Source organism: Leisingera sp. NJS201 (assembly GCF_004535885.1).
In the GTDB taxonomy this organism is placed as follows: domain Bacteria; phylum Pseudomonadota; class Alphaproteobacteria; order Rhodobacterales; family Rhodobacteraceae; genus Leisingera.
This window is the reverse complement of record NZ_CP038234.1, coordinates 262697-287274: the sequence shown is the minus strand read 5'-3', so window position 1 is coordinate 287274 and position 24578 is coordinate 262697. Positions and strand designations below refer to the sequence as shown.

The following is a 24578-nucleotide window of genomic DNA, read 5'->3' as shown; positions in this document are numbered from 1 at the left end:
CCCTCACCCTCGTCAGCGGCACATTTGACAAACTTCTTGCATAAACCGACCGGACGGTCAATATATCTCAACATCGGATTCCACCAGCCGGCCCGGCGCCGGCCTGATGAAAAGGACAGCATCATGAGCCTTCTAGAGATTTCCAGCTTTGCAGCGGGTCAATGGGCCGCACCGGGCGCAGGTGCCCGCAACATCGCCAGCGCCATCACCGGCGAGGTCATGGCCACAGCCGGCAACGATGCGCTCGATGTGCAGGGAATGCTCGACTACGCCCGCAGCGTGGGCGGTGTGAACCTGCGCAAGCTGACCTTCCACGACCGCGCCCGGATGCTGAAGGCGCTGGCGGGTCATCTGAACAAGCACAAGCAGGCGCTGTATGATCTCAGCTTCAACACTGGCGCCACACAAAGCGATCACATGATCGATATCGACGGCGGCATCGGCACCATGTTTGTCTTCGCCTCCAAAGGCCGCCGCGAGATGCCGGACGGCCATGTCTATCTGGATGGCGAAGTAGAGCAGCTCAGCCGCAACGGCACCTTTCTGGGCCAGCACATCTGCACCCCGCTGCGCGGCGTTGCGGTGCATATCAACGCCTTCAACTTCCCGGTCTGGGGCATGCTGGAAAAACTGGCCCCGACCCTGCTGGCCGGCGTTCCGGCCATCGTGAAGCCCGCCACCAACAGCTGCTATGTAACAGAGCTGGCGGTGAAACTGATGCTCGACAGCGGCATTCTGCCCGAAGGCGCGCTGCAGCTGGTCTCCGGCGGCCTCGGCGACATGCTGGACCACCTGACGATGCAGGACGTGGTCAGCTTCACCGGCTCTGCCAATACCGCGCTGAAACTGCGCGCCAACCCGGTGATCCTGGAAAACTCCATTCGCTTCGTCGCCGAACAGGACAGCCTCAACGCCTCGGTCCTTGGCCCCGACGCGGCCCCCGGCACGCCGGAGTTCGACCTCTTCGTCAAGGAAGTCAGCCGCGAGATGACCACCAAGGCGGGTCAGAAATGCACTGCCATCCGCCGCATCATCGCACCGCAGTCGCAGGTGGACGCGGTGATCGAAGCGCTCTCTGCCCGCCTCGCCAAGACCACAATCGGCGATCCCAGGCTGGAAACCACCCGCATGGGCGCGCTGGTCTCAAACAGCCAGAAACGCGACGTGCTGGAAAAGGCCGCGATCATCGGCCAGGAAGCCGAGCGCGTCTTTGGCGACCCGGAAAACTTCTCCGTTGACGGTGCAGACGCAGACAAAGGCGCCTTTGTGCCGCCGATGCTGTTCCACTGCGCCGACCCGGACAATGCGAGCCGCGTGCACGACACCGAGGCCTTCGGCCCCGTCTCTACCATCATGGGCTACCGCGATCTGGACCACGCCATCGACCTTGCCAACCGCGGCCAAGGCTCTCTGGTGGCCTCGGTCATTACCCAAGATCCTGCCGTCGCCCGCGAGGTCTCCATCGGCGCCGGCGCCTACCACGGCCGCCTCTATTTCAACAACCGCGACTCGATGAAGGAATCGACCGGTCACGGCTCCCCCCTGCCCCACATGGTGCACGGCGGTCCGGGCCGCGCCGGCGGCGGCGAGGAACTGGGCGGCGTGCGCGGCGTCAAACACTACATGCAGCGCACAGCGATACAGGGTTCCCCGGATATCCTGTCGGCGATCGGTGAGAAATGGGTCCCCGGCAGCGCTGAGGTCAAAGGCCCCGCGCACCCCTTCACCCGCAAATTCGGCGAGCTGTCCATCGGCGAGACCCTGCACACCGCGCCGCGCACCGTGACGCTGGAGGATATCGAAACCTTCGCCCATTTCACCGGCGACACCTTTTATGCCCATATGGACGACGACGCCGCCAAGCGGAACCCGTTCTTCCCGGGCCGGGTGGCGCATGGCTACCTGCTGCTGTCCTTTGCCGCCGGCATGTTCGTGCAGCCTGACGAAGGCCCGGTTCTGGCCAATACCGGCCTGGATAACCTGCGCTTCATGAAACCGATTTCGGCGGGCGAAAGCATCAAGGTCCGCCTGACCGTCAAAAAGAAGACCCCGCGCAATGAGGACTATGGCGAAGTCCGCTGGCACGTCACCCTGACCAATCAGGACGATGAAATCGCAGCCGAGTATGAGCTGCTGACGATGAACGCGTTCTGAACCTGCGCAAAAGTGGTAGGCAGCGGTAACGCTGCCGTGCGCCCGGGCTGGTCTAACCTGTCCGGGCGAACTATGTTTATCTCTATGAACGAACAGCAAAACCCCTGGTTTGACGCGACTGTCCAGCAACTGAATGATCCGCAGAACCAGCGGGTCTGGTCGGTGATTGTTTCGCTGTTCGGCGATCTGGCACAGGAAAAGGGCGCCCGGATCAGCGGCAGCGCCCTGACCCGCATCATCACCCCGATGGGAATCAAGCCCGAAGCCATCCGTGTGGCGCTGCACCGGCTGCGCAAGGACGGCTGGATCGAAAGCGCCCGCGCAGGCCGCGCATCTATCCACTATCTGACCGAATACGGCCGCAACCAATCCGCCGCCGTGACACCCCGGATTTACGGCCGCAGTGCCGCGGCGCCTGGCGACTGGCATGTGCTCATCGCCGAGGACGGCACCGGCCAAACCACCCTGGACGAGGTTCTGCTGCTGCCCAACTACGTGGCCGTGAACCGCACCACTGCCCTGGGGCATGGGCCGATACCGCACAATCTGGATGACATGATGGCCGCAAAGGTCAGCAGCATCGCTGTTCCAGGCTGGCTGAAGGGACGGCTGTTTCCGCCGCCACTGTGTGAAGCCTGCAAGGAATTGCAGCAGGATCTGAAACATATCACCCCGCCGCCATCCCGGCTGTCTCCGGCTCAAACCGGCACTCTGCGCACCTTGATTGTGCACCGCTGGCGCCGCGTGGTTCTGCGCCATCCGGATTTACCGCCCAGCTTTCATCCTGCGGACTGGACAGGTGAAACTTGCCGCGCACTGGTGTTTGGCCTTCTGGACCAGCTGCCCTTGCCTGAACTGGCTGCCCTGGACACCCCGAGTGATTAAGGCCGCCCGGGCATGGCTTGCCAACTCCGGCCACGGCTGACCTTGCAGGCCAGAGACGCCAATCCCGCTCCCTACACAAGTGTTTGTTTTTAAAAAGCTTAATCATCCAGCCGGAAAAACCTCAACGGAATCCGCAATTCTTCCGCTTTTCTTCTTGACCCGACCGGCAGCATTCCGTAAATCGCCTCCACACAGCGAGCGGCGGAGTAGCTCAGTTGGTTAGAGCAGCGGAATCATAATCCGCGTGTCGGGGGTTCAAGTCCCTCCTCCGCTACCACCCTTCCCTTAAAGCGTTGTTATTGCTGGAAAGCCTTACTAACAAAGGGCTTTTCATTGAGCGGTGGTACACAACGGTGGTACACATTGGGCATGACAGACATGCCTAGACAGCAGTACCTCAGCAAAGACAACAAGGGCTGGAAGCTCCGCCGGAGGGTCCCGGAGAAGCTACGAGACGTGATTGGCAAGACCCAATGGGTCGAGCGGCTCGCGGGGTTAGCCATCGCGAAGCATGTGAGCGTGCCAAGACATTCGGCGTCCGCACCGATGCGGAAATCAAACGCTACGAAGGCCAGCTTTCGCGCACCCTCGTCAGCTCTGCGTCTCCAAAGCAAAATGAACCCGGGTTCACCTTGGAGCTGACAGATCACGAGATCGACCAGATCGCCATCGCATACTTCCATGAGCTTGAGAAAGGCGTGCAAAGCAGCGGCGGCTATCGCAAAGGCGTGACCAGCGACAACCGACGCGAAGTGCTGATCGAACTCACTGAGGAGTACGAAGAAGCCGACGCCATACACGTGGGCGACCAAAGCAGAGACGTCAGATACCCCGACCGCGCCATTGAAACAGCCTTCCACCACGAGGCTCTTCAGCAGCTTATCAAGTACCAGTTCCTCGAACGGGAAGACTACGAAGAGGTCTTCCAACGGCAGCGTGGCAACACCACCAAAGAGTACCGGCGCTTAAAGGTCAGTGCGGAACTCAGGACCATCCTTGGCTTTCAGAAATTGTCCGACAGGCTGGCGGAGGCCAATCTCGAAATGGCGCGCCGCAAATTGGAAGCCGTCCAAGAGGGGCGACATCCCACACTACATAACCCAGCTTTCACCCCTGCGCTCACGCCCGGAGCAACAATCAAACTGGACCTGCACCGTTTTCGTTCCGGTGTGTAGCTCATGTTAGGCGGCGATCTTTTCGAAAGCCACGGGTGATTTCCAGCCGATGGCCGAATGCCGTCGGCGTGGGTTGTAGAAGCCGTTGATGTATTCGAAGACGGCCAGTTCGACCTCTCTGCGGGTCTGCCAGGTCCGGCGCCAGATTAATTCGGCCTTCAGCGACTTGAAGAAGCTCTCGACGGCCGAATTATCATAGCAATTTCCCTTTCCGCTCATCGACGGCACCAAGTCGTGCTTGCGCAGACGCTTTTGATACTCGTGGGCACAGTATTGGGCGCCGCGATCAGTGTGGTGGATGCAGCCCGGGGGCGGCTTTCGTAGGGCAATCGCCATGTCCAAAGCGCGCAAGGCCAGATCCTGTTTCATGCGGTTGCTCAGGGCCCAGCCGATCACCCGTCGCGAATAGAGGTCGATGATCACAGCAAGATAGGCCCATCCCTCGCGGGTCCAAATATAAGTGATGTCTCCCGCCCACTTCTGGTTCGGGGCGCTTGCGGTGAAATCCTGACGCAACAGGTTGGGCGCGATATTGAAGGTGTGATTGCTGTCGGTCGTGCGCTTGAACTTGCGGCTGCGCAGCACCTGGATGCCGTTATCACGCATGATCCGCGCCACACGGCGTTGCCCGACATGGATGCCCAGTTCATTGAGTTCCTGCGTCATGCGCGGACGACCGTAGCTGCCCAGGCTCAAGCGATGCTGCTCTCGAATATGCGCCAAGAGCACCATATCCCGACGTTGGCGGCGTGACGGCGGCCTGTGCCGCCAGGCCCGAAGACCACGATCCGTCACCTGCATCAGGCGACACAAATGGCTGCGTGGCAAATCCCCGCGGTAATCCGCAATGAACTGAAATCTCATTGCTTTTGACCCGCGAAGAAGATTGCCGCCTTTTTTAACACCTCCCTCTCCTCCCGAAGAATGCGGTTTTCTTTGCGTAGGCGTTCGTTCTCGCGCCGAAGCTCAGAATCCTGGGTCGCGGTAGAAGGATCGTCCGAGAACTGACGTATCCATTTGCCCAAGGTCGAAAGGCCGACCCCCAGATCCGACGCGACTTGGCGACGCGTCAGCCCGCTGCTTGTCGCGATCCGAACCGCTTCGCGTTTGAAATCGTCACTGTGTTTGGGTGCCATTTCCGGTCTCCTCTATGGCGAGCATTGCTCGCAGAAAACCGGAACAAAAGTGAAGCAGGTCCAATGCGCTCACCACGGCCATTGATGAGCTGCACTGGTTCACCGACGAGCGCGATAGCTTTGGCGACCTCTACGAGGGGCTACTGCAAAAGAACGCCGAAGAGACCAAGCGCGGCGCAGGCCAGTACTTCACCCCGCGCCCTCTGATTGCTTCCATGACGCGCCTGATGAAGCCGCAGCCAGGGGAGATCATCTCGGATCCGGCAGCAGGCACCGGCGGCTTTCTCATCGCTGCTGACAGTTATATCCGGGCGGCAACCGATGACTTCTTTGAACTGGACCCCAAGGATCAGGACTTCCAGATCAACCGCGCCATCCAAGGGGTTGAGAACGTGCCTGGCACCTACCGCCTGTTGCTGATGAACCTTGCACTGCACGGTGTTGGCACAGACAAGATCGACCTTGCCTCCACCCTCGCGCCGCATGGCGCTGGTGTCGAAGACGCAAACCTGATCCTAGCCAATCCGCCCTTTGGCCCCGCAGGGGGCAAGCCAACCCGCGATGACTTTACCGAGACGCATAACGTCTCCTCCTATCAGCTCCCCTTTGTGGAACATTGCATCCGCAAACTGAAACCCGGCGGGCGGGCTGCCATTGTCGTGCCCGACAACGTGCTGTTCGAGGACGGGCGCGGCCAAGCCCTGCGGCGGATGCTGATGAACTGGTGCGACCTGCACACGATCCTGCGCCTGCCGACCGGCATCTTCTATGCCCAAGGGGTGAAGACCAACGTGATCTTCTTCACGCGTGGAGAGGAGCAGGACGGCAACACGTCTGACGTCTGGGTCTACGACATGCGCGCGCAGATGCCGTCATTCGGCAAGACCAACCCGCTGACTGAGGCGCATTTTGCCGCGTTCGAGGCTGCATTCGGTGACGACCCATATGGCAAGGCAGAGCGCAAGGATGAAGGCGAGGAAGGCCGCTTCCGCTGCTTCAGTCGCGAAGACATCGCCGCGCGGGGAGACAACCTCGACATCACTTGGCTACGCGATGCAGAGGACGACCCGGAAGACGGGCTGACCGACCCCGCCGAGATCACAGCGGCCATCATGGGGCACCTGTCGGAGGCGCTCCGCGAGATCGAGGCCCTGTCTGAGGAGCTGAACCCCACCGAACCAACTGAGGTAGCGGCGGAATGAATGAATTGCCGAAAGGGTGGGAGGCGACCAAGCTTGGCGAGCTTGGAACGTGGTCTAGCGGTGGCACCCCAAACAAAAAACACCCGGAGTACTATGGCGGTGAAATTCCGTGGGTGCGAACTGGCGATCTACGCGACAATGAAATCCACGACGTCGAGGGCCGCATCACGGAAGATGGATTGGCGGAAAGCTCCGCCAAATGGTTCCCGGCAGGGTCACTACTTGTCGCCATGTATGGCGCTACGATTGGTAGAACAGGCCTGCTACGGCTTCCAGCTACTACTAATCAGGCTTGCGCCGCCCTGTTGGCCGATGAGCACACAACAGAGATTATTCCGTTTTTATGGAAGCTCTTTCAGCACCGGCTGGCGGACTTTCGAGCGCTTGGCCAAGGTGGAGCGCAGCCAAACATCAGCCAGACGGTTATCAAGGCAACAGACATCCTGATCCCCCCCTCGCGGAGCAGAGGCGGATTGTGGAGAAGCTGGACCAGCTCTCGGCCCGCACCCGCGCGGCCAAAGACCACCTGACCCACGTCCAAACCCTCGCCACCCGCGCCAAACAAGCCACCCTCGCTGCCGAAGCTGTTGCGCCGTGGAACGAAATGAATGCGACAACGTCACGAGTTGTCGACCTTCTAGAAACGAGTTTCGATGGTCCATTTGGGTCGAAGCTGAAGACCCAAGACTACACCGAGAACGGGCGGCGCGTGGTACGACTTGAAAACATTGGGCATTTATCCTTCCGCATGGAAAAAGAGAGCTTCGTGTCTGAAGCCAAGTTCACGGAATTGTCCCGCCACTTACTCCACGGGGATGACGTGCTGTTTTCATCGTTCGTTGACAGTGAAATTCGCGTTTGCCGTGTACCTGAAGAGCTGCACCAAGCAGCGATAAACAAGGCCGATTGCTTCTGTTTGCGGGCGGACCAATCAAAGGTGTTGCCGAAGTTCCTAGAGTTCAGGTTAGCAGCGCGTGAAACATATCTTGATTTTGTGAAGCTTGTTCATGGAGCAACACGCCCTCGGGTAGGGTTAAAGCATCTCAAGGTGTACGAAATTCTGCTCCCCGAAGTCGAAGAACAAACCGAAATCGTCCGCCGGATCGAGGCCGCCTTTGCCCGGATTGACCGCATGGTGGCTGAGGCCGCAAAGGCGCTCGCGCTGCTGGAGCGGCTGGAACAGCAGCTTCTCGCCAAGGCCTTCCGGGGTGAGCTTGTCCCCCAAGACCCTTCGGATGAGCCCGCCAGCGCCCTCCTCGCCCGCATCCGCGAGGCCCGCGCAAATGCCCCCCAACCCAAACGTGCCCGCAAGAAAAAGGCGGCATCCTGATCCCCTTCCATGCATGGAGACCCGCACATGACCGCAGCTGAGAACTTCGGCAAGACCATTCAGCTGTTTCTGGTCGATGGCAAACCCTCAGGTCTGCGAAAAGCAACGATCCACGGATGGACAGGGCTCCTGTTTGTTAGCGGCGCGTCGGCATTCGGTGACCTGACCGCGCGAGAGGAAGTTGATCGCACAGGCGTGTACATCCTGTCGGGACCAGACCCAGACAACGCCAGAACTGTGCGTGTGTATATCGGCTCCGGCAACTCGGTAGCAGAGCGCATCAAACAGAGTGCGCTGAAGCGCGAGTTTTGGGAAACTGCAATAACCATCACGACAAGTGACGATGACTTATCAAAAGGCCATGCCGAGTACCTTGAAGCACGACTTATTGAGTTAACGGCTCAAGCCGGTCGTGTGGCGCTAGACAACGACACACAGCCCGACACCAGCCGACGCCGCTTGCCTGAAGCAGACGTCGCCAACATGGAACAATTCCTGTCCAACCTCCGCATCATTTTGCCCGTGATTGGGTTGGACATGTTGAAGCCTCAGCCACGTGCTGTAACCCAATCACAGCAGCCGGTCGCAGAACGAACCACAGGCGAAGTTCGGTTCGAGATCCGCCACAAAAGCGGGGTGCGGGCTTTTGCGGTCGAGGAGGACGGAGAGTTCATCGTTCTTGAAGGGTCAGAGGCTCTCTCGGGAACCGACTATGTCCAGCAAAGCTATGGGAGGCTCAAAGAGCGGTTGCTTGCGGACGGAATACTCATGCCAAACGGAAACGAGCGCCTGCGATTTGTGAAGCCGTGGTCATTCTCCAGCCCTTCTGCCGCCGCCGCTGTCGTGCTGGACAGGAATAGCAATGGCCGGACTGAATGGAAGGTCGAGGGAGCAAAGCTGACCTACCATAAATGGCAAGAACGAGAAGCCGTATCAAACCAGTCCCCAGACTGATTGGCTGAGCGCCAGGGGTGGTACACATGGGTACACTTGCCTCAAAATAAAACTCAATATATACAGTACCTTATGGTGCAAAATCGCAAATCCCTCCTCCGCTACCACCCTTCCCCAAGCATGAAGATCAAGCTCATCCATGCTTAGGAATGGGCCGCGCGTGCGCATTTTCTCTCAAACTTTTGGCCGCACTCCACCCGGGTTTCTCCTTGCGTCACAGATGGCGGCCTTGGCCAAGCCGCCCTCTCGGAAGGGCCGTATGGCGCTCCGCTTCGCCTCAGTCAACGACTTGAAAATCGACGGAGAAGACCGCCTGTTCCACTGGCCGCAAGGCCCGCGTCCGGCGGATCAACCCGGCCTCAGTGATCTCGGTCTCTGATCAGAAGAGGGACACCACCCTCTGTCTTGCCGGGCAAATCACCGGGTCCGGCAAGGCCCAGCCCAAGGGCTAAAACGGCCGTTCCTGATGCGGTGACTTGCCGAAATACCGGCGGTAAACTTTGGCAAAATGGGTCTGGCTGTTGAACCCCGACGCCAGTGCCACATCGATGATCCGCATGTTGGTCTGCAACAGCAGGCTGCGCGCATAATCCAGCCGCAGCCTTGTGTAATAGACCTTGGGTGTGGTCTGCAGGTACTTGGAGAACAGCCGCTCCAGCTGACGGACCGACAGGCCGACCAGATCGGAAATGCCGCCCGGCGTCAGTGGCTCCTCCAGGTTGCTGCGCATCAGGCTGAGCGCGGCAGCAAGTTTTTCATGCCGAACGCCAGTCCGGCCGTATTCGGAAACCGTCTGATCCTGATTGCCCTTGCGCGCCGAGGAACAGACCATCAGATCCGCCGCACCCGTTGCCACGGCCGCCCCGTGATGATCCGAGATCAAGTTCAGCATCATGTCGATGGTAGCAGTCCCGCCAGCGCAGGTGATCAGCTTGCCCTCCATGGTGAACAGCGAATTCTTCACCTCCACGTCCGGATGCGCCTCGGCAAGAACCGCCCGCAGCGCCCAGTGTGCCGAGACCTGGCGCCCTGCCAGCAGCCCCGAACGCGCCAGCGCCAGCACACCGCCGCCCAGCGCACCCAGAGCTGCCCCCATGCGTTGCGCTTTGCGCAACCAGCCCAGCACCTTAAGCGATATCCCCGGCTCCTGCCCCTGGCCGCCGCAAACAAAAATCATGTCGCCGCGCACCAGGTCCGGCAGGCCGCCGTCTACTGCCACGCCAAGCCCGTTAGGGGCGGTAACGGACAGGCCGTCTTCGCTGACCACGCGCCAGTCATAGCGCGCAGTCCCGTCATGCTGGTTTGCCGCCTCCAGCGCTGCCACCGCGCTGGACAGATCCAGCGGCGAGAAGGTGGGCAGCAGCAGGAAGATGCAGCGGCAGGCCGGAGCGGCCTGGGCCGCCTCGGGGAGCGTCCGCATGGGGTGGCTCATGATATCCGCTCCCTTGGTCCGGTCAGGCGCGCATATTGGCGCCGTTGGCGTCATAGATCGGCGCGCCCAGCACCTCGGCGTCATACATTTCGCCCAGGATCTCGACCTGCAGCCGGGTGCCCGCCGCCGCATGTTCCGCCGAGACATAGCCCATCGCCATCGACGTCTGCGCGTGATGCGCATAACCGCCCGAGGAGATATAGCCCACCGCTTCGCCATCCTTCAGGATGGCCTCGTCATTGGAGACATCAATGCCGTCCACGTCGATGGTCATGGTGACCAGCTTGCGGTTTGGTCCGGCTTCTTTGGCGGCCAGCGCGGCTTCCTTGCCAACAAAACCCTTCTTCCAGTTGATGAAGACATCCATGCCGCTTTCCGCCGCGTCGAAGTCAGGGCGGAAGTCCAGCGTCCAGACGCCCCAGCCCTTCTCCAGCCGCATCGACATCAGCGCCCGCGCCCCGTACCAGCGGTAGCCCAGATCGCTGCCCGCCTCCTCGATCGCTTCCGCCAGGCGCAGCAGATACTGCGGCTTGCAGTAGATCTCATAGCCCAGCTCGCCCGAAAAACTGATCCGGTTCAGGATCACCGGCACGCCGCCCACAAATGTCTGGCGCAGGTCGCGGAATTTCATTGCTTCGCCCGAGATATCCTCGCGGGTGATCCGCTGCAGCAGCTCCCGCGATTTCGGACCCGACAGCGCAATGCCGTGCCAGTCATCCGAGACATTCTGATAGCTCACATCCTCCGGCAGATCCTTCTCGAACCAGCGGCGGTGCGCCTCCTGCATGGCGCCGGAGCCGAACAGCATGAAGTGTTCCTCTGCCAAGCACGCCACGGTCAGATCACCGTACAGCTTACCCTTGGGCGTCAGCATCGGTGTCAGCGTCAGCCGGCCCGGTTTCGGCACATAGCCCGCCAGCACGCGGTCCAGATAAGCACGCGCACCCGGTCCTTTGAATTCATGCTTGGCAAAGTTGGCAACCTCGATGCCGCCCACTGCCTCGCGCACGGCTTTGACCTCGCGCGCCACATAATCGTGGCTGCGGTTGCGCTCGAATGTCGGCTCCTCATGCGCGTCTTCCGGCCCGTCGGCAAACCAAAGCGCGTTCTCCAGGCCAAAGCCCTGGCCCATTCGGGCACCCTTGGCCACCAAGCGGTCATAGAGCGCGGTGGTCTTCTGCATCCGCCCCTTGGGCAGCGTCTCATTCGGGAAGGTCATCACGAAACGGCGTTCGTAATTCTCGGTTGATTTCACGGTGCCCCAATCCGGCGTCGCGAAATCGCCAAACCGCGCCACATCCATCGCCCAGACGTCGATGGACGGCTCGCCGTCGATCATCCACTCAGCCATAGTCAGGCCAACGCCGCCGCCCTGGCAGAAGCCCGCCATGACGCCCACAGCACACCAGTAGTTCTTCATGCCCGGCACCGGGCCGATCATCGGGTTGCCGTCGGGGCCGAAGGTGAAGGGGCCGTTGATCATGTCCTTGATGCCCGCCTCGCCGATGGCCGGGATCCGCTCAAACGACATTTCCAGCCGGTCGGCAATCCGGTCCAGATCCGGCTGCAGCAGCTCATGCCCGAAATCCCAGGGCGTGCCATCAACCTTCCAGGGTGTGCCCTTCGGCTCATAGGTGCCCAGCAGCATCCCCTGGCGTTCCTGCCGGAAGTAGATGTTCGCCTCGTAATCAATACCGGCCGGCAGGCGGGTCGGGTGGTTTGCCACCGCGTCGATCTTGTCGGTGATCAGATAGTGGTGCTCCATCGGCTGCACCGGCAGATTGATACCCTGCATATGGCCGACTTCACGCGCCCACAGCCCGCCGCAGTTCACGATATGCTCAGCATTGATCACCCCGCGCGGCGTCACCACGTCCCAGCTGCCATCGGGGCGCTGAGTGGTCGCGGTGGCTGGCGTATGGGTGAAATACTGCGCCCCATGCACCTTGGCTGCCTTGGCAAAGGCATAGGTCGCGCCCGACGGGTCCAGATCGCCGTCCTGATCGTCCCACAGGGCAGCATGGTAGTGTTTCGGATCAATCAGCGGATGGCGTTCGGCCACTTCCTTGGGGCTGATGAATTCCTGGTTCAACCCCATGTAACGCGCCTTGGAACGCTCGCGCTTCAGGTAATCATACCAGGTCTTGTTCGACGCCAGATAGAACCCGCCGGTGATGTGCAGGCCAACGGAATGGCCTGACAATTCCTCAATCTCTTTATACAGATCAATGGTATAAGACTGCAGCCGCGAGATGTTCGGGTCCGACGAGATCGTATGGATCTGCCCCGCCGCGTGCCAGGAGGAGCCGGAGGTCAGCTCGTCCCGCTCCAGCAGCACCACGTCTTTCCAGCCGAACTTGGCCAGGTGGAACAGGATCGAGCAGCCAACAACACCGCCGCCGATGATCACCGCCTTGGCGTGGCTGGGCAGTTTCTTGTCGCCAGTGCTATCCTCCTTGTGAATGTTGAGCGTCGATTGGGCAAAATTGTCTGACATGGGTTGTGTCCTCAGGTCTGGGGCAAGCGGCAGCTGGGCCGTGAGAGATCTTGGTTAGCGGGCCGGAGCAGCGGGTTAGTACCAAGCATCCGGAATTTCTTGTTTACGGCGGGCGACATAGGCGGCCAGCTCCTCTTTCACCGCCTCATCCATCGGCGGCGCCGCATACTCGTTCAGCATCTGGTTCCAGCGCTCATAGGCGCGCTGGCGCATGTCCTTGCAGCCGCCTTCTTCCCAGCTTTCGACATTCTCGCTGTCGCTGAGCTTCGGTTCATAAAACGCGGTCTGATAGTTGCGCATGGTGTGGCCCGATCCCAGGAAATGCCCGCCAGGTTCCACCTCAGCATAAGCATCGCGGGCAAAGGCCTCGTCGCTGGTGTCCAGCCCCTGGCTCAGCACCTTCTGGTAGGAACCCAGCCGGTCGGCATCCATGATCAGCTTTTCGAAACCGGTGCACAGACCGCCCTCCATCCAACCGGCAGAATGCAGCACAAAGTTGGCTCCGGCCAACATGGTGGAGTGCATCGAGTCGGCACTTTCATAGGCCGCCTGCGCATCCTCGATCTTGGACGCGGTCAGCGACCCGCCGCAGCGCAGCGGCAGCCCGGCCCGGCGGGCCAGCTGACCAATGGCATAGTTAGAGACCACTGGCTCCGGCATCCCAAATGTCGGCGCGCCGGATTTCAGCGACATCGACGACAGGAAGTTGCCCAGCACAAACGGCGCACCAGGACGCACCAGCTGAGTAAAGGCGCAGACCATCATCGCCTCGGCCATCGCCTGCGCCACAGAGGCCGCGGTGGACACCGGCCCCATCGCGCCGGTCAGGATGAACGGCACAACGATCATCCCCTGCCCGCGGGCGGAATAGGTGCGCACGGCCTCGGTCACCACCTTGTCCACCAGCAAGGGTGAGTTGGTGTTCACATTGCCCATGATCACGCAGTTGTTGTCCATGACCTCACGCCCAAAGACAATCTCGGCCATGTCGACACTATCCTGTGCGCGGGACATTTCGGTGATCGCGCCCAAATGCGGTTTGTCGCTAAGGGTCATATGAGCATAGAGCATGTCAAAATGGCGCTTGCTGACCGGCACATCGCAGGGCTCGCAGATCACCAGCCCGCCATGGTGCAGGTTCGGATGCATATAGGTGAGCTTCACCAGCTTCTCGAAACTCTCCATGTCGCCATAGCGGCGGCCGCCCTCCAGATCGCGCACAAACGGCGCGCCATAGATCGGGGCAAACACCTGATTATTACCGCCGATGGTGACCGACCGTTCACGGTTGCGGGCCAGCTGGGTGAATTCCCGCGGTGCCTTGGCGCACAGCGACCGGACCCACTGCGCATCCGCCCGCACGATGTCGCCATCAATTCGCGCACCGGCCTCTTTCCAGATCTTCAGCGCTTCGGGATCATCGCGAAAGGCAATGCCGACGTCTTCAAAGATCCAGTCCACCTGGGCCTCGATCCTGGTCAGTTTTTTCCTCATCCAGCACATCAAAGAACGGCAGTGTGCGCTGGATAAATGGCGATGCGGGGGCACCCGCCGGGGCGGTGTTTCTATCGCGGGATGCGCGGGCGCGTCGGGCCATGGGGCTCTCCAGTATCCAAATGATGAATTACGATACTTCTGGCACCCGCGTTTGTGACGGTTGAAAAATCTGATCGTTTAGATAATCAGGAGTTATGCAAGAACTCTGGAAACTCCTCACCAGCCCCCGTCACCTGATTGTTTTTGAGGCCGCCGCCCGGCACGGCTCCTTTACCCGTGCGGCGGAGGAGCTGAACGTGCAGCAACCTGCTGTCAGTGCGGCCATAAAGCAGATGGAGGCGTCGTTAGGTGTTATTTTATTCCGCCGAGGCCACCGAAAAGTGGAGCTGACCGGGGCGGGAATGCGGCTTTACACCGATGTGTCCAAGGCTTTAGAGGACATCCTGTCCTCTGCCAAAGCGGTACGCCAGTTCGGACGCAATGACCACGTTACGCTCAATTGCTCTTCGGCTTTTGCATACTACTGGGTGATGCCAAGACTGCCCCGGCTGCATGATGCGCATCCCGATATCGACCTGCGCCTGCAAAGCTCGGACCGGGAGCCGGATATCAATACCGAAGGCATCTCGCTAGCGGTGCGGCGCGGGCACGGCAACTGGCCGGACTGCCATTCCGCCCTGATTGCGCCCGAGGTGATCTATCCGGTGGCCAGCCCGCGGGTGATGGCCTCGGCCGTCAACCTGGCGACAGTGCCAAACCTGCTGCACGAGCGGCTGATTCATCTGGAGGAACCGATCCGCGAGCGCCCCAGCTGGCAGCAGTGGTTTGCCCATTTCGAAGTTACAGGCCCCCTGCCCGCGGCAGGTCTGCGGCTCAATGATTACGCGCTGGTACTGCAGGCGGCGATTGCCGGCGAAGGCTTTGCCTTCGGCTGGCAGCACGTGACGCAACCGCTGATCAAACAGGGGCTGCTGGCCGCACGCAAGAACTGGTCCTGGACCACCGGCGCCGGGTTTTACCTGGTGTGGTCCAAGACCCAGGATCTGGTCCCCACTGCCGAACTGGTGCGGCAGTGGCTGTTGGAAATGGCCCAGCCCGGCGCCGCGTGACTTACGCGATCCCGGAAGGGTCCTTGGCCCGCTGCATCGATGTCTTGCGGGTCACATACAGCCGCCGCACAAAGGCGAGGATGAACAGCACGGTCAGGATAAGCACAATGGTCGGCGCCGGCGCACTGTCGAGGAAGAAGCTGGCATAGGTCCCCGCCAGCATCGAGAACATGCAGATCAGAACGGACACCCAAAGCATGGTGCTGAACTTGCGCACTACCAGAAAGGCGATGGCCCCCGGCGCGATCAGCAATCCAATCGCCAGGATCAGCCCCGCCGCCGACAGGGTGGCCACAATCGTCAGCGACAGGGCCGCCAGCAGCCCATAGTGCAGCACCGTGACCGGCAGCCCGGACGCCTGCGCCTGTGCCGCGTCAAAGCTGTGCAGCAGCAGATCTTTCCATTTCAAGACAAGCGCCACACCCACCACCAGGGAAATAATCCCTGCCGTCAGCAGCTCGTGCCCTTCAACCCCCAGCATATTGCCGAACAGGATGTGATCCAGATGGGCGTTGGTCTCAACCGAGACATAAAGCACGATACCGAGGCCGAACATGCCAGAGAACACCACCCCCATCACCGTGTCCTGCTTGACCCGGCTGTTGCCGGAAAGATAGCCGGTCGCAACCGCGCAGAGCATCCCAGCGGCAAAGGCGCCAAGGATCAGCGGCAGCCCCACGATATAGGCCAGCACAATGCCGGGCAGCACCGCATGGCTGACCGCGTCGCCCATCAGCGCCCAGCCCTTCATCACCAGAAAGCAGGACAGCAACGCGGTCGGGATTGAAACGATCAGTGAGATCAGAAAGGCGTTCTGCATGAACGCAAACTGAAACGGCATCAAAAGCGTATCAAGGTCCATCACGCGGCTCCCTGTTGTGCGGCGGGGCCGCGCTTCAATGCTTCGCGTGCTTTACGTTTTGCCGCCAGAAGCCCGTGTTTCGGAGCAAAAACAAAGACCGCCAGGAAGATCAGCGTTTGCAATGTCACAATGATGCCACCGGTGGCACCGTCCAGAAAGTAACTGGCATAGGCGCCGAAGAAACTGGTGAGGGCACCGATCAGCACGGACACCAAGATCAGCCGCGGGAACCGGTCGCAGAGCAGATAGGCAGTGGCGCCCGGCGTCACCACCATGGCAATCACAAGAAACGCCCCCACGGTCTGCATCGCCGCCACGACAGAGGCCGACAGCAAGACAAAGAACACCGCCTTCAGCAGCCCGGGCCGCAACCCGATGGTGCGGGCGTGGTTTTCGTCAAAGAAGGTGACCATCAAGTCCTTCCACTTGGCCAGCAGCACTGCCAGCGAGACAAAGCCGATGATTGCAAGTTGAGCCGTGTCCTCGGGCGTGATCGCCAGGATGTTGCCCATGGTGATGGTCTGGACTGACACCGACATCGGGCTGATTGAAACAATGAACAAGCCAAGCCCGAAAAAGGAGGTGAAGATCAGCCCGATGATCACATCCACCTTAAGGCCCGAGCGTTCCGACAAAAACAGCATCGCCCCCGCCGCCAGCCCGCCCGCAATAAACGCGCCCAGCGCAAACGGCAGACCGAGGATATAGGCCCCTGCCACCCCCGGCACCACGGAGTGGGACAGCGCATCGCCGATAAGCGACCAGCCCTTGAGCATCAGATAGGCCGACAGGAAGGCGCAGACACCGCCCACCAAGGAAGAGACCCACATCGCATTGGTCATATAGCCGTAGGTGAACGGCTCCAGCAGGTATTCCATCACGGCTTGCCCCCGCCCTCAGCCTTGCCCTCGCTGGTTTGGGTTTTTTCGCCGTATTGGACAAAAGGCCGCTCGTCGTCGGTCAGGATGGTGACCTCGCGGGTGTCGCCGTCGTCATGCAACGCATCGCCGCCCAGGGTGAAATGGCGCAGAACACCGCCAAAGGCATGTTCCAGATTGGCGCGGGTAAAGGTGGTCTCGGTCGGGCCGAACCCCAGCACGGTGCCCTTGACCAGCACGGTACGGTCGCAGAATTCCGGCACGCTGCCCAGATTGTGGGTGGAAACCAGCATTACCCGGCCCTCGGCACGCAGCTCGCGCAGCAGGGCGATGATCTGCTCCTCGGTCTTCACGTCCACGCCGGTAAAAGGTTCGTCCAGCAGGATCACCTGCCCGTCCTGTGCCAGGGCGCGGGCCAGGAACACCCGTTTGCGCTGGCCGCCGGACAGCTCGCCGATCTGGCGGTGGCGGAAGTCCTGCATATTGACCCGGCGCAGTGCCTCGTTCACCGCCTCGTGATCCGCCGCCTTGGGCCGGCGCAAGAACCCCATATGGCCGTAACGCCCCATCATCACCACATCCTCGACCAGCACCGGAAAGGCCCAGTCGACCTCCTCGGATTGCGGCACATAGGCCACCAGGTTCTTGCGCAGCGCCTCCTTGACGGTCAGGCCGAGGATGCGGATTTCACCCTGCGCGGCCGGCACAAACCCCATGATCGCCTTGAACAGGGTCGATTTGCCGGCCCCGTTCACCCCGACCAGCGCTGCAACGGTGCCGCGGGGAATGGAAAAACTGGCATCCCACAGGGCCGTGTGGCCATTGCGGTAAGTGACGGTGACATTCTTTGCGGCGATCCCGTCATCTGCGGGCGTGGCGCTGGTATTCATTATGTGGGTCTCACTGGCATCAAGCATGGGGCTGTCCTGCAGAGTTACACACAGAAAATGTGCTTTGTGAAATGAAACACCCCGCAGCATGAACTGCGGGGTGTAGGGATTTCCGTTGGAAGGCTTAGTTGGTGACCTCGGTCAGGCCGCGTGCCACGGTTTCGGATGTGACCCTGAGCAGATCCAGATAGGTTGGCACCGGGCCGTCCGCTTCGCTGAGCGAGTCCACATACAACTCACCGCCATAGGCCACGCCGGTTTCACGGGCCACCTGTTCGGCCGGGGCGGTGTTGACGGTGCTTTCGCAGAACACCACAGGGATATCATTGGCCCGCACCCCGTCGATCACACCGCGCACCTGCTGCGGAGTGCCGACCTGATCGGCGTTCATCGGCCACAAATACAGCTCCTTCATGCCGAAATCGCGGGCCAGGTAGCTAAAGGCGCCCTCGCAGGTCACCAGCCAGCGCTTGTCCTCCGGGATTTCGGCAATTGCGCGGCGCAGAGGTTCGATTGTGGCGCGCAAGCGGTCTTTGTATTCACCTGCATTCTTGACATAGACTGCGGCGTTCTCCGGGTCGTGCTCGGCAAAAGCCTCGACGATGTTGTCGATATAGATCAGCGCGTTATCCAACCCCATCCAGGCATGCGGGTTGGCCTTGCCCTCATAAGAGCCCGCTGCAATCGGGATTGGGTCAATGCCATCGGTCAGCGTCACCGAGGGCACGTCTTCCATATTCGACAGGAACTGCTCGAACCAAAGCTCCAGGTTCATCCCGTTCCACAGGATCAGGTCGGCATCGTGTGCCCGTACGATGTCACGCGGGGTCGGCTCATAACCGTGGATCTCGGCGCCCGGCTTGGTGACCGAAACAACCTCGGCAGCATCCCCCGCCACATTTGCCGCCATATCGGCCAGCACGGTAAAGGTTGTGACAACCTTCATCTTGTCTTCAGCCATGGCAGCGCTGGCAGCAACAGCCGCAACAGCGGCGGCGGAAACTGTCTTGAGCAGGTTCGGGAACATCCGATTCTCCGTTTTGAAGATGTCTTTGACCTCCTGTTATTGCAAATCATTCGCAACTGTCAATGAAATTGCGAATGATTTGCAACAACAGGGCATCGCCCGACCGGGGCCGAACCGCCGCCGCTTCCCTGCCAAATGGTTAACGGCGGTTAATGACGTCTTAATGTTGCCCGTATCGTAACCGGCATTTCGCCCCAATCACCGCCTAAACCTGAAGCTGCAGCCAGAACGGCGCGGGACTGAACCTGATCCTTCGACCTACTGAGCGAGCACATTCCCCATGACTTCACCTGGAAATCTTTCCAGCTGTTCCGATGCAATCCAGCTGCTGATCACTGACACTTCTGTGGCTGGCAGCCCGGTGCAGATTGTTCAGCTGCAATGCAGCGGATCTCTGCAGCAACCGCTCTGCGATGCGCTGGCCGGCGGCTTGCGCCAGAAATTCACCGGCGCCGCGGTTACCGCTGCTGACGGCTTGCAGGCCGGTCCGGACCTGACCTTGCGTTTCGTCGAACAGAACCGGTCGGCGGATTGGATCTCCGGCTGGTTGGCCTGGCGGCACAGTGACGGCCGCAGCGGCCAAGGCCCGGTCATCGAACAGTCGGTCATGGATGGGCAGCTGAGCGGTGACAGTCTTGCGGGCTATGCCGGCCAATTGGTCCAGCACACTGAATTCCCTTTGTAATTTAACGATCTAGGATGGAGCACGGACATGTGTGAATATTGCGGTCAAGCCAATCACAGAATTCCCGAAAGCACCGATGGCAGCGGCACAGGCTCGGGCGGCCAGTCTGCTGGCAGCAAACCCACCTACACCGTCGATCAGGTGGCAGAGTATCTTTACAAGGGATATTGGCAGTCGACCGGCCGCACAGAGCGCTCCTTTGATGTGGAAACCGGCGGTCAGCTCACTGTCAACCTCAGCGGGTTGAATGGAACCGGAAAAGAAACCGCACGCAAGGCGCTGGAGAGCTGGACGGCGCTGAGCGGGATCGAATTTGTCGAAACCACCGGCAGCGCCAAGATCACTTTCGACGACAACCGGTCCGGCGCCTATGCCAGTTCTTCGGTCAGCAATGGCACCATTCTAAGCTCCAGCATCAATATCGACGATGCCTGGGCACAATACGGCAATTACTACCTGCAAACTTACATCCATGAGATCGGCCACGCCCTGGGCCTGGGCCACACCGGCAGCTACAACGGCAGCGCCAGCTACGGCTCGGACGCGCATTTTGCCAATGACAGCTGGCAAATGTCGATCATGTCCTACTTCAGCCAGTCCGAGAACACCGCGGTGGATGCGTCCTTTGCCTATCTGGCAACCGCTCAGCTTGCTGATATCGCAGCGGTTCACCATCTCTATGGCACACCCGTGGACATCGAAACGGGCGACACCATTTATGGCGACGGGCAAACCACCGGCCGCTTCGGCATGGATTTGAACGGCAGCTTCGGCGTGGCTGTTGTAGATAACGGCGGCATTGATCTGATCAGCCTCAGCTCGCGCAGCTACAATCAGACGCTGAACCTGAATGAGGAAACCTTTTCCAGCCTCAACGGTAAGACCGGCAATTTCGCCATTGCCCGCGGCACCGTGATCGAAAACGCGATTACCGGCTCGGGTATCGACCATATCACAGGCAATGCAGCGGATAACCAGCTGGAGAGCGGCGCCGGAAATGATCAGATTGAGGGCGGTGACGGCAACGATACCTTGATCGGCGGCGATGGTGCTGACCTGCTGACCGGCGGCAATGGTGCGGACCGGTTCGTATATACAAGCCTCAGCGAAGCCGGCGATTCCATTGCTGACTTTGATCTGGCAGCAGGCGACAGGATCAACCTCGCGCAGCTGCTGCAAGCAATCGGCTATGAAGGAGATGATCCGGCAGGCGACGGCGTTGCAACGCTGCAGGCCGGCAGCGGCGGATCCTGGCTGAAGATTTCACACGGCGGCAACAATGCTCTTTTGGTCTTTCTTGTCGGCGTGAATGAGGACGCCAGCCTGGCAGAGATCATTAACACCTCCGGCACCCCGGGGCCGGCACCGGACCCAACACCCGATCCTGAACCCGCACCGGATCCTGATCCAACACCCGATCCGGATCCGACACCTGACCCTGATCCCACACCTGATCCGGATCCGACCCCTGATCCGGACCCGACTCCCGACCCGGACCCGACCCCAGGGACTATTGATAACGTGTATGTCTTCGATGACACCTTCATGACGCAATGGACCATTCAACTCGGCACCGTCACTGACACAAATGGCGGCATTGACACACTGGATCTTAGTGCTGTCACGCGGGGTTCCACGATCGACCTGGCAAGCGGGGCAACCAGCAAAATAGGCTCCAAAAGCCTGACAATCAGTGAAGGCACCGAGATTGAGAACGCCATCCTGGGCAGCGGCAATGACAAGGCCTATGGCAATGACCTTGCCAACTTGATCGAAGGCCGTGCCGGCAACGATCTACTGGAAGGGCGCGGCGGCAATGACACGCTGGACGGCGGTATCGGTAACAACAAGATCTATGGCGGCCTGGGCGATGACAGCCTGACAGCCGAGGACGGAAACGACAAAATCTATGGCGGCGACGGGGACGACGCGATCCACGGCGGCGGCGGAAGAAACTTCCTGACCGGTGAAGAGGGTGACGACACTTTGACAGCCGGCTCCGGCACAGACCGGATTTATGGCGGTCTGGGCAATGACAATTTGGACGGCGGCGATGGCAAGAACCGGATTGAAGGCGGCGAAGGGGACGACGCCATAACCGGCGGCATTGACAAAGACAACATGCTGGGCGGCGAGGGCAACGACACGATGTCGGCCGGCGATGGCAACAACAAGCTGGATGGTGGCAGCGGTGCTGACAGCATGTCCGGCGGCAGCGGCAATGACAAAATGTCAGGCGGCGAGGGCGACGACACAATGTCGGCCGGCGATGGCAACAACAAACTGGATGGCGGCAGCGGTGATGATGTCCTCACCTCGGGCAGCGGCAAAGACAAGCTGACAGGTGGCGAAGGGGATGACACACTTTACGCAGGCGATGGCGAAAACAAACTGGACGGCGGTGAAGGCGATGACAGCTTGTCCGGCGGCAGCGAAAAGGACAACATTAAAGGCGGCGAAGGGGACGACACGATATACGCCGGCGATGGAGACAATAAACTGGATGGCGGTGACGGAAACGACCAGATCACCAGCGGCGCAGGTGCCGATAAACTGAAGGGCGGCCTGGGGGATGACACGCTTTCGGCTGGCGATGGCAATAACAAGGCCGATGGCGGCGATGGCAATGACATGCTCAGCAGCGGCAGCGGTATCGACCAGCTGAAAGGCGGCAACGGCGACGACACGCTGTCGGCCGGCGCAGGAGATGACAAGCTGGATGGTGGCAAAGGGGATGACAGCCTCAGCGGCGGCGACGGCACTGATAAGATTAAAGGCGGTTCAGAAAACGACGAACTTTCGGGCGGTGCTGGAATAGACAAGCTGGATGGCGGGACCGGCATGGACCGGCTGGAAGGCGGCGCCGGGGCGGACCTCCTTAAAGGCGGCAGGGATGCCGATGTGTTTATCTTTGCCGCGGCCGAGGACGCAGGGGACACCATCAGCGATTTCAAGCTGAGCGATGGGGACTTGCTCGACATCGACGGGCTGCTTCAGGATCTGGGCACCAATCTTGACGACGCCTTGTCCAGCGGCAACCTGAGCCTTAGCGACAGCCGTGCAGTTTGGCTGGAGTATGACGCTGACGGTGAGGGGGCGAAGACGCGTTTCAGATCGCTTATCTGAAAGGGGTGAGGTCAAATGCCGAGCTGACCGACGACTGGTTCATCTAAGGTCCGCATGAAAACAAACGCCCGGTCTCCGTCAAGGGGGCCGGGTGTTTTCTTTTCCCCGGTACAACCCGCAGAAAACCGCGGTCAGGTTTTCGACTGCGGAAACCGGGCCACGCCGCGCGCACCATCCGGGGTGATCGACATCAGCGACAGCGTGTGATCCATGTTTTTCATCCGGTGCCGCAGCATCATCCGGGTCAGCCGGTTCAGATCGCTTGCGTAGTCCGGCTGCCCGGCCACATTCTCCAGCTCCCCCTGCCCTTCGCTGTCAAACAGCATCGGCGGCAGATCAGCGGCAAACTCAACCAGTGTGAACCGTTCGTCCCGCAGGATGCCCAGGCCGCTCTCGCTTGGCGATGTGCCCAGCGCCTGCTGCCACAGCGTCGGCTTTTGCGGCTCTGAGAAATCCAGTTCCGAGAAGGAATACTGCCGCCAGTCCTGCGGCTCCTCTCCCCGCAACAGCGGCAGCAGCGACCGCCCGTCCATCGAATTCGGGATCTCCTGCCCGACCCATTCCAGAATGGTCGGCGTCACGTCAATCGACTCGGTGATCTGGCTGAGGCAGGCTCCGGCATTCGCCTCATTGCCCGGCATCCGGATGATCAGCGGCGTGTGATAGGCGGCGTCATAGACCGTCATTTTTCCCCAGGAATGCCGGTCGCCCAGCATCTCGCCGTGGTCGGCAGTGATCACCACCATCGTGTTGTCGTACTGGCCCGTGTCTTTAAGAAACTCGATCACACGGCCGACGTGATGGTCCACCTCGCTCGCAAGCCCCAGATAAACCGCGCGCAAGGTGCGGATGTTATCATCTGTCGGCTCAAGATCCGGGAACCCTTCTACGAAGCCCGCGATCGTACTCTTCCGCAGTACCGGATCAAAGAACGGATGCTGTTCGCACTCCGCATCCGGTGTCGCCAGCCGTTCCGGCAGCGGCAGCGAGGCAGGATCATACATGGTGTTATAGGGGGCGGGCGCCACCAGCGGCGGGTGCGGGCGGATATAGGTCAGATGCGCGAACCAGCTTTCCTTGTGGTAGGCGGTCATTTTACCAAGGAAGGAATTGGTCAGAAACGCGGTGTCACTGTCTTCAGCGGCATAGAGCGCCGGATCGTTCAGCCTGGGCGCGCCGCCACTTGGCGGCACCGGTTTGTAGACATCCCAATAGTTTTCGAACGCATAGCCCCGGTTCATCAGATGCGACTGCCACGGATAGGACATCTCCATCCGCATCTCGGTCATCTCATGAAACCCGTTCATCGGGAATTCATAGGTTCTGAGCGCCGGATCATTGGCATCAAATGCCCGCGGGTCCTGCGACGTATCAGTATAGCCGAACAGCATCGGCATATAGCCTGCCTTGCGCATTTCTGTCGCAATGTTCGGCGTGTCATGGCGCAGCGGCGTGCCATTGCGGACCGAGCGGTGGTTCATTGCGTATTGCCCGGTCAGGATTGAGGCCCGCGACGGCCCGCAAGGGTTGGTGACCGAGAAATGCCGTTTGAAGGACACCGCATCCTTCATGAAGGCGCGGATGTTCGGCAGCTCCACATGTTCCGCCAATGCGCCAAACAAACAATCCGCGCGCAGCTGGTCGATGATGATGAACAGCACGTTCCGGTTTGCGGGACGGGTCTCGGGGTGATTGGCAGGCATCCGGGCATCCTTGCAGGCACAAGACAGATTTAGACT

At 60.4% G+C, this 24578-nt stretch carries 19 protein-coding genes, 1 tRNA gene and 1 pseudogene; 12 read left to right on the top strand and 9 right to left on the bottom strand.

The features are described 5' to 3' along the window. Positions 1-123 precede the first annotated feature (123 nt). From paaZ to ETW23_RS01390, 4 genes are all read left to right on the top strand, one after another. A complete protein-coding gene (paaZ, locus tag ETW23_RS01405; protein WP_134828888.1) occupies positions 124-2154 on the top strand; it encodes a phenylacetic acid degradation bifunctional protein PaaZ in 2031 nt (676 codons plus the stop codon). An 84-nt stretch (positions 2155-2238) separates the two neighbouring features. Continuing rightward, positions 2239-3039 carry a PaaX family transcriptional regulator C-terminal domain-containing protein gene (locus tag ETW23_RS01400; protein WP_134828887.1) on the top strand — a complete coding sequence of 267 codons (801 nt, stop codon included), beginning with the start codon at positions 2239-2241 and terminating at the stop codon, positions 3037-3039. Between the two features lie 200 nt (positions 3040-3239). Continuing rightward, positions 3240-3316: transfer RNA gene (locus ETW23_RS01395), tRNA-Met, on the top strand. A 196-nt stretch (positions 3317-3512) separates the two neighbouring features. Then, positions 3513-4214: a hypothetical protein gene (locus ETW23_RS01390; protein WP_134828886.1), complete on the top strand. Its 702-nt coding sequence runs from the start codon at positions 3513-3515 to the stop codon at positions 4212-4214. A 6-nt stretch (positions 4215-4220) separates the two neighbouring features. On the opposite strand, the gene ETW23_RS01385 is transcribed toward ETW23_RS01390, so the two are convergent. Then, positions 4221-5350 (bottom strand): IS3 family transposase gene (locus ETW23_RS01385; protein ID WP_134828802.1). Its coding sequence is split into 2 segments (ribosomal slippage): positions 4221-5116 and positions 5116-5350, totalling 1131 coding nucleotides; the frame shifts between segments, so codons are not numbered across the junction. An 80-nt stretch (positions 5351-5430) separates the two neighbouring features. Here ETW23_RS01385 and ETW23_RS01380 point away from each other — a divergent pair. The 5 genes and pseudogenes from ETW23_RS01380 to ETW23_RS25570 all read left to right on the top strand — a co-directional run. Beyond that, positions 5431-6552, top strand: coding sequence for a class I SAM-dependent DNA methyltransferase (locus ETW23_RS01380; RefSeq protein WP_134828885.1), 1122 nt, complete (start codon positions 5431-5433; stop codon positions 6550-6552). Then, on the top strand, positions 6549-7082 hold the full coding sequence (locus ETW23_RS01375; RefSeq protein WP_134828884.1) for a restriction endonuclease subunit S: 534 nt from the start codon (positions 6549-6551) through the stop codon (positions 7080-7082). The genes ETW23_RS01380 and ETW23_RS01375 overlap by 4 nt, the downstream gene beginning before the upstream one ends. Then, positions 7028-7882 (top strand): restriction endonuclease subunit S, encoded by an 855-nt coding sequence (locus ETW23_RS01370; RefSeq protein WP_134828883.1) that lies wholly within the window; start codon positions 7028-7030, stop codon positions 7880-7882. Before ETW23_RS01375 ends, ETW23_RS01370 begins: the two co-directional genes overlap by 55 nt. Before the next feature lie 27 nt (positions 7883-7909). After that, positions 7910-8836, top strand: a complete 927-nt coding sequence (locus tag ETW23_RS01365) for a GIY-YIG nuclease family protein (protein WP_134828882.1) — start codon at positions 7910-7912, stop codon at positions 8834-8836. A 253-nt stretch (positions 8837-9089) separates the two neighbouring features. After that, a pseudogene (locus ETW23_RS25570) lies at positions 9090-9215 on the top strand (DUF1348 domain-containing protein); the annotation flags it as partial. Positions 9216-9284: 69 nt separating this feature from the next. Here ETW23_RS25570 and ETW23_RS01355 read toward each other — a convergent pair. The 3 genes from ETW23_RS01355 to ETW23_RS01345 all read right to left on the bottom strand — a co-directional run bounded on the left by ETW23_RS01355 (position 9285) and on the right by ETW23_RS01345 (position 14259). After that, positions 9285-10268, bottom strand: a complete 984-nt coding sequence (locus tag ETW23_RS01355) for a GlxA family transcriptional regulator (protein WP_164982668.1) — start codon at positions 10266-10268, stop codon at positions 9285-9287. Between the two features lie 22 nt (positions 10269-10290). Beyond that, the gene (locus tag ETW23_RS01350) at positions 10291-12765 is read right to left on the bottom strand and encodes an FAD-dependent oxidoreductase (protein WP_134828880.1); all 2475 of its coding nucleotides are present in this window, start codon (positions 12763-12765) and stop codon (positions 10291-10293) included. A 75-nt stretch (positions 12766-12840) separates the two neighbouring features. Beyond that, complete coding sequence (locus tag ETW23_RS01345) at positions 12841-14259, bottom strand: trimethylamine methyltransferase family protein (protein WP_254695109.1); 1419 nt, start codon at positions 14257-14259, stop codon at positions 12841-12843. 197 nt (positions 14260-14456) lie between these two features. On the opposite strand from ETW23_RS01345, the gene ETW23_RS01340 reads away from it, so the two are divergent. After that, positions 14457-15371, top strand: a complete 915-nt coding sequence (locus tag ETW23_RS01340) for a LysR substrate-binding domain-containing protein (RefSeq protein ID WP_134828878.1) — start codon at positions 14457-14459, stop codon at positions 15369-15371. A 1-nt stretch (position 15372) separates the two neighbouring features. On the opposite strand, the gene ETW23_RS01335 is transcribed toward ETW23_RS01340, so the two are convergent. From ETW23_RS01335 to ETW23_RS01320, 4 genes are all read right to left on the bottom strand, one after another. Then, complete coding sequence (locus ETW23_RS01335; protein WP_134828877.1) at positions 15373-16233, bottom strand: metal ABC transporter permease; 861 nt, start codon at positions 16231-16233, stop codon at positions 15373-15375. Continuing rightward, positions 16233-17111: a metal ABC transporter permease gene (locus ETW23_RS01330; protein ID WP_134831230.1), complete on the bottom strand. Its 879-nt coding sequence runs from the start codon at positions 17109-17111 to the stop codon at positions 16233-16235. Before ETW23_RS01330 ends, ETW23_RS01335 begins: the two co-directional genes overlap by 1 nt. Beyond that, complete coding sequence (locus ETW23_RS01325) at positions 17111-18028, bottom strand: manganese/iron ABC transporter ATP-binding protein (protein ID WP_282103144.1); 918 nt, start codon at positions 18026-18028, stop codon at positions 17111-17113. Before ETW23_RS01325 ends, ETW23_RS01330 begins: the two co-directional genes overlap by 1 nt. A 97-nt stretch (positions 18029-18125) precedes the next feature. Further along, positions 18126-19028: a metal ABC transporter substrate-binding protein gene (locus ETW23_RS01320; protein WP_129369495.1), complete on the bottom strand. Its 903-nt coding sequence runs from the start codon at positions 19026-19028 to the stop codon at positions 18126-18128. A 280-nt stretch (positions 19029-19308) separates the two neighbouring features. Here ETW23_RS01320 and ETW23_RS01315 point away from each other — a divergent pair, with 280 nt between their 5' ends. Then, positions 19309-19713, top strand: coding sequence for a hypothetical protein (locus ETW23_RS01315; RefSeq protein ID WP_129369494.1), 405 nt, complete (start codon positions 19309-19311; stop codon positions 19711-19713). 27 nt (positions 19714-19740) lie between these two features. Continuing rightward, the gene (locus tag ETW23_RS01310) at positions 19741-22839 is read left to right on the top strand and encodes a M10 family metallopeptidase (protein ID WP_134828876.1); all 3099 of its coding nucleotides are present in this window, start codon (positions 19741-19743) and stop codon (positions 22837-22839) included. A 131-nt stretch (positions 22840-22970) separates the two neighbouring features. On the opposite strand, the gene ETW23_RS01305 is transcribed toward ETW23_RS01310, so the two are convergent. Further along, positions 22971-24542, bottom strand: a complete 1572-nt coding sequence (locus ETW23_RS01305; RefSeq protein ID WP_134828875.1) for an alkaline phosphatase family protein — start codon at positions 24540-24542, stop codon at positions 22971-22973. Between the last annotated feature and the right edge of the window lie 36 nt (positions 24543-24578).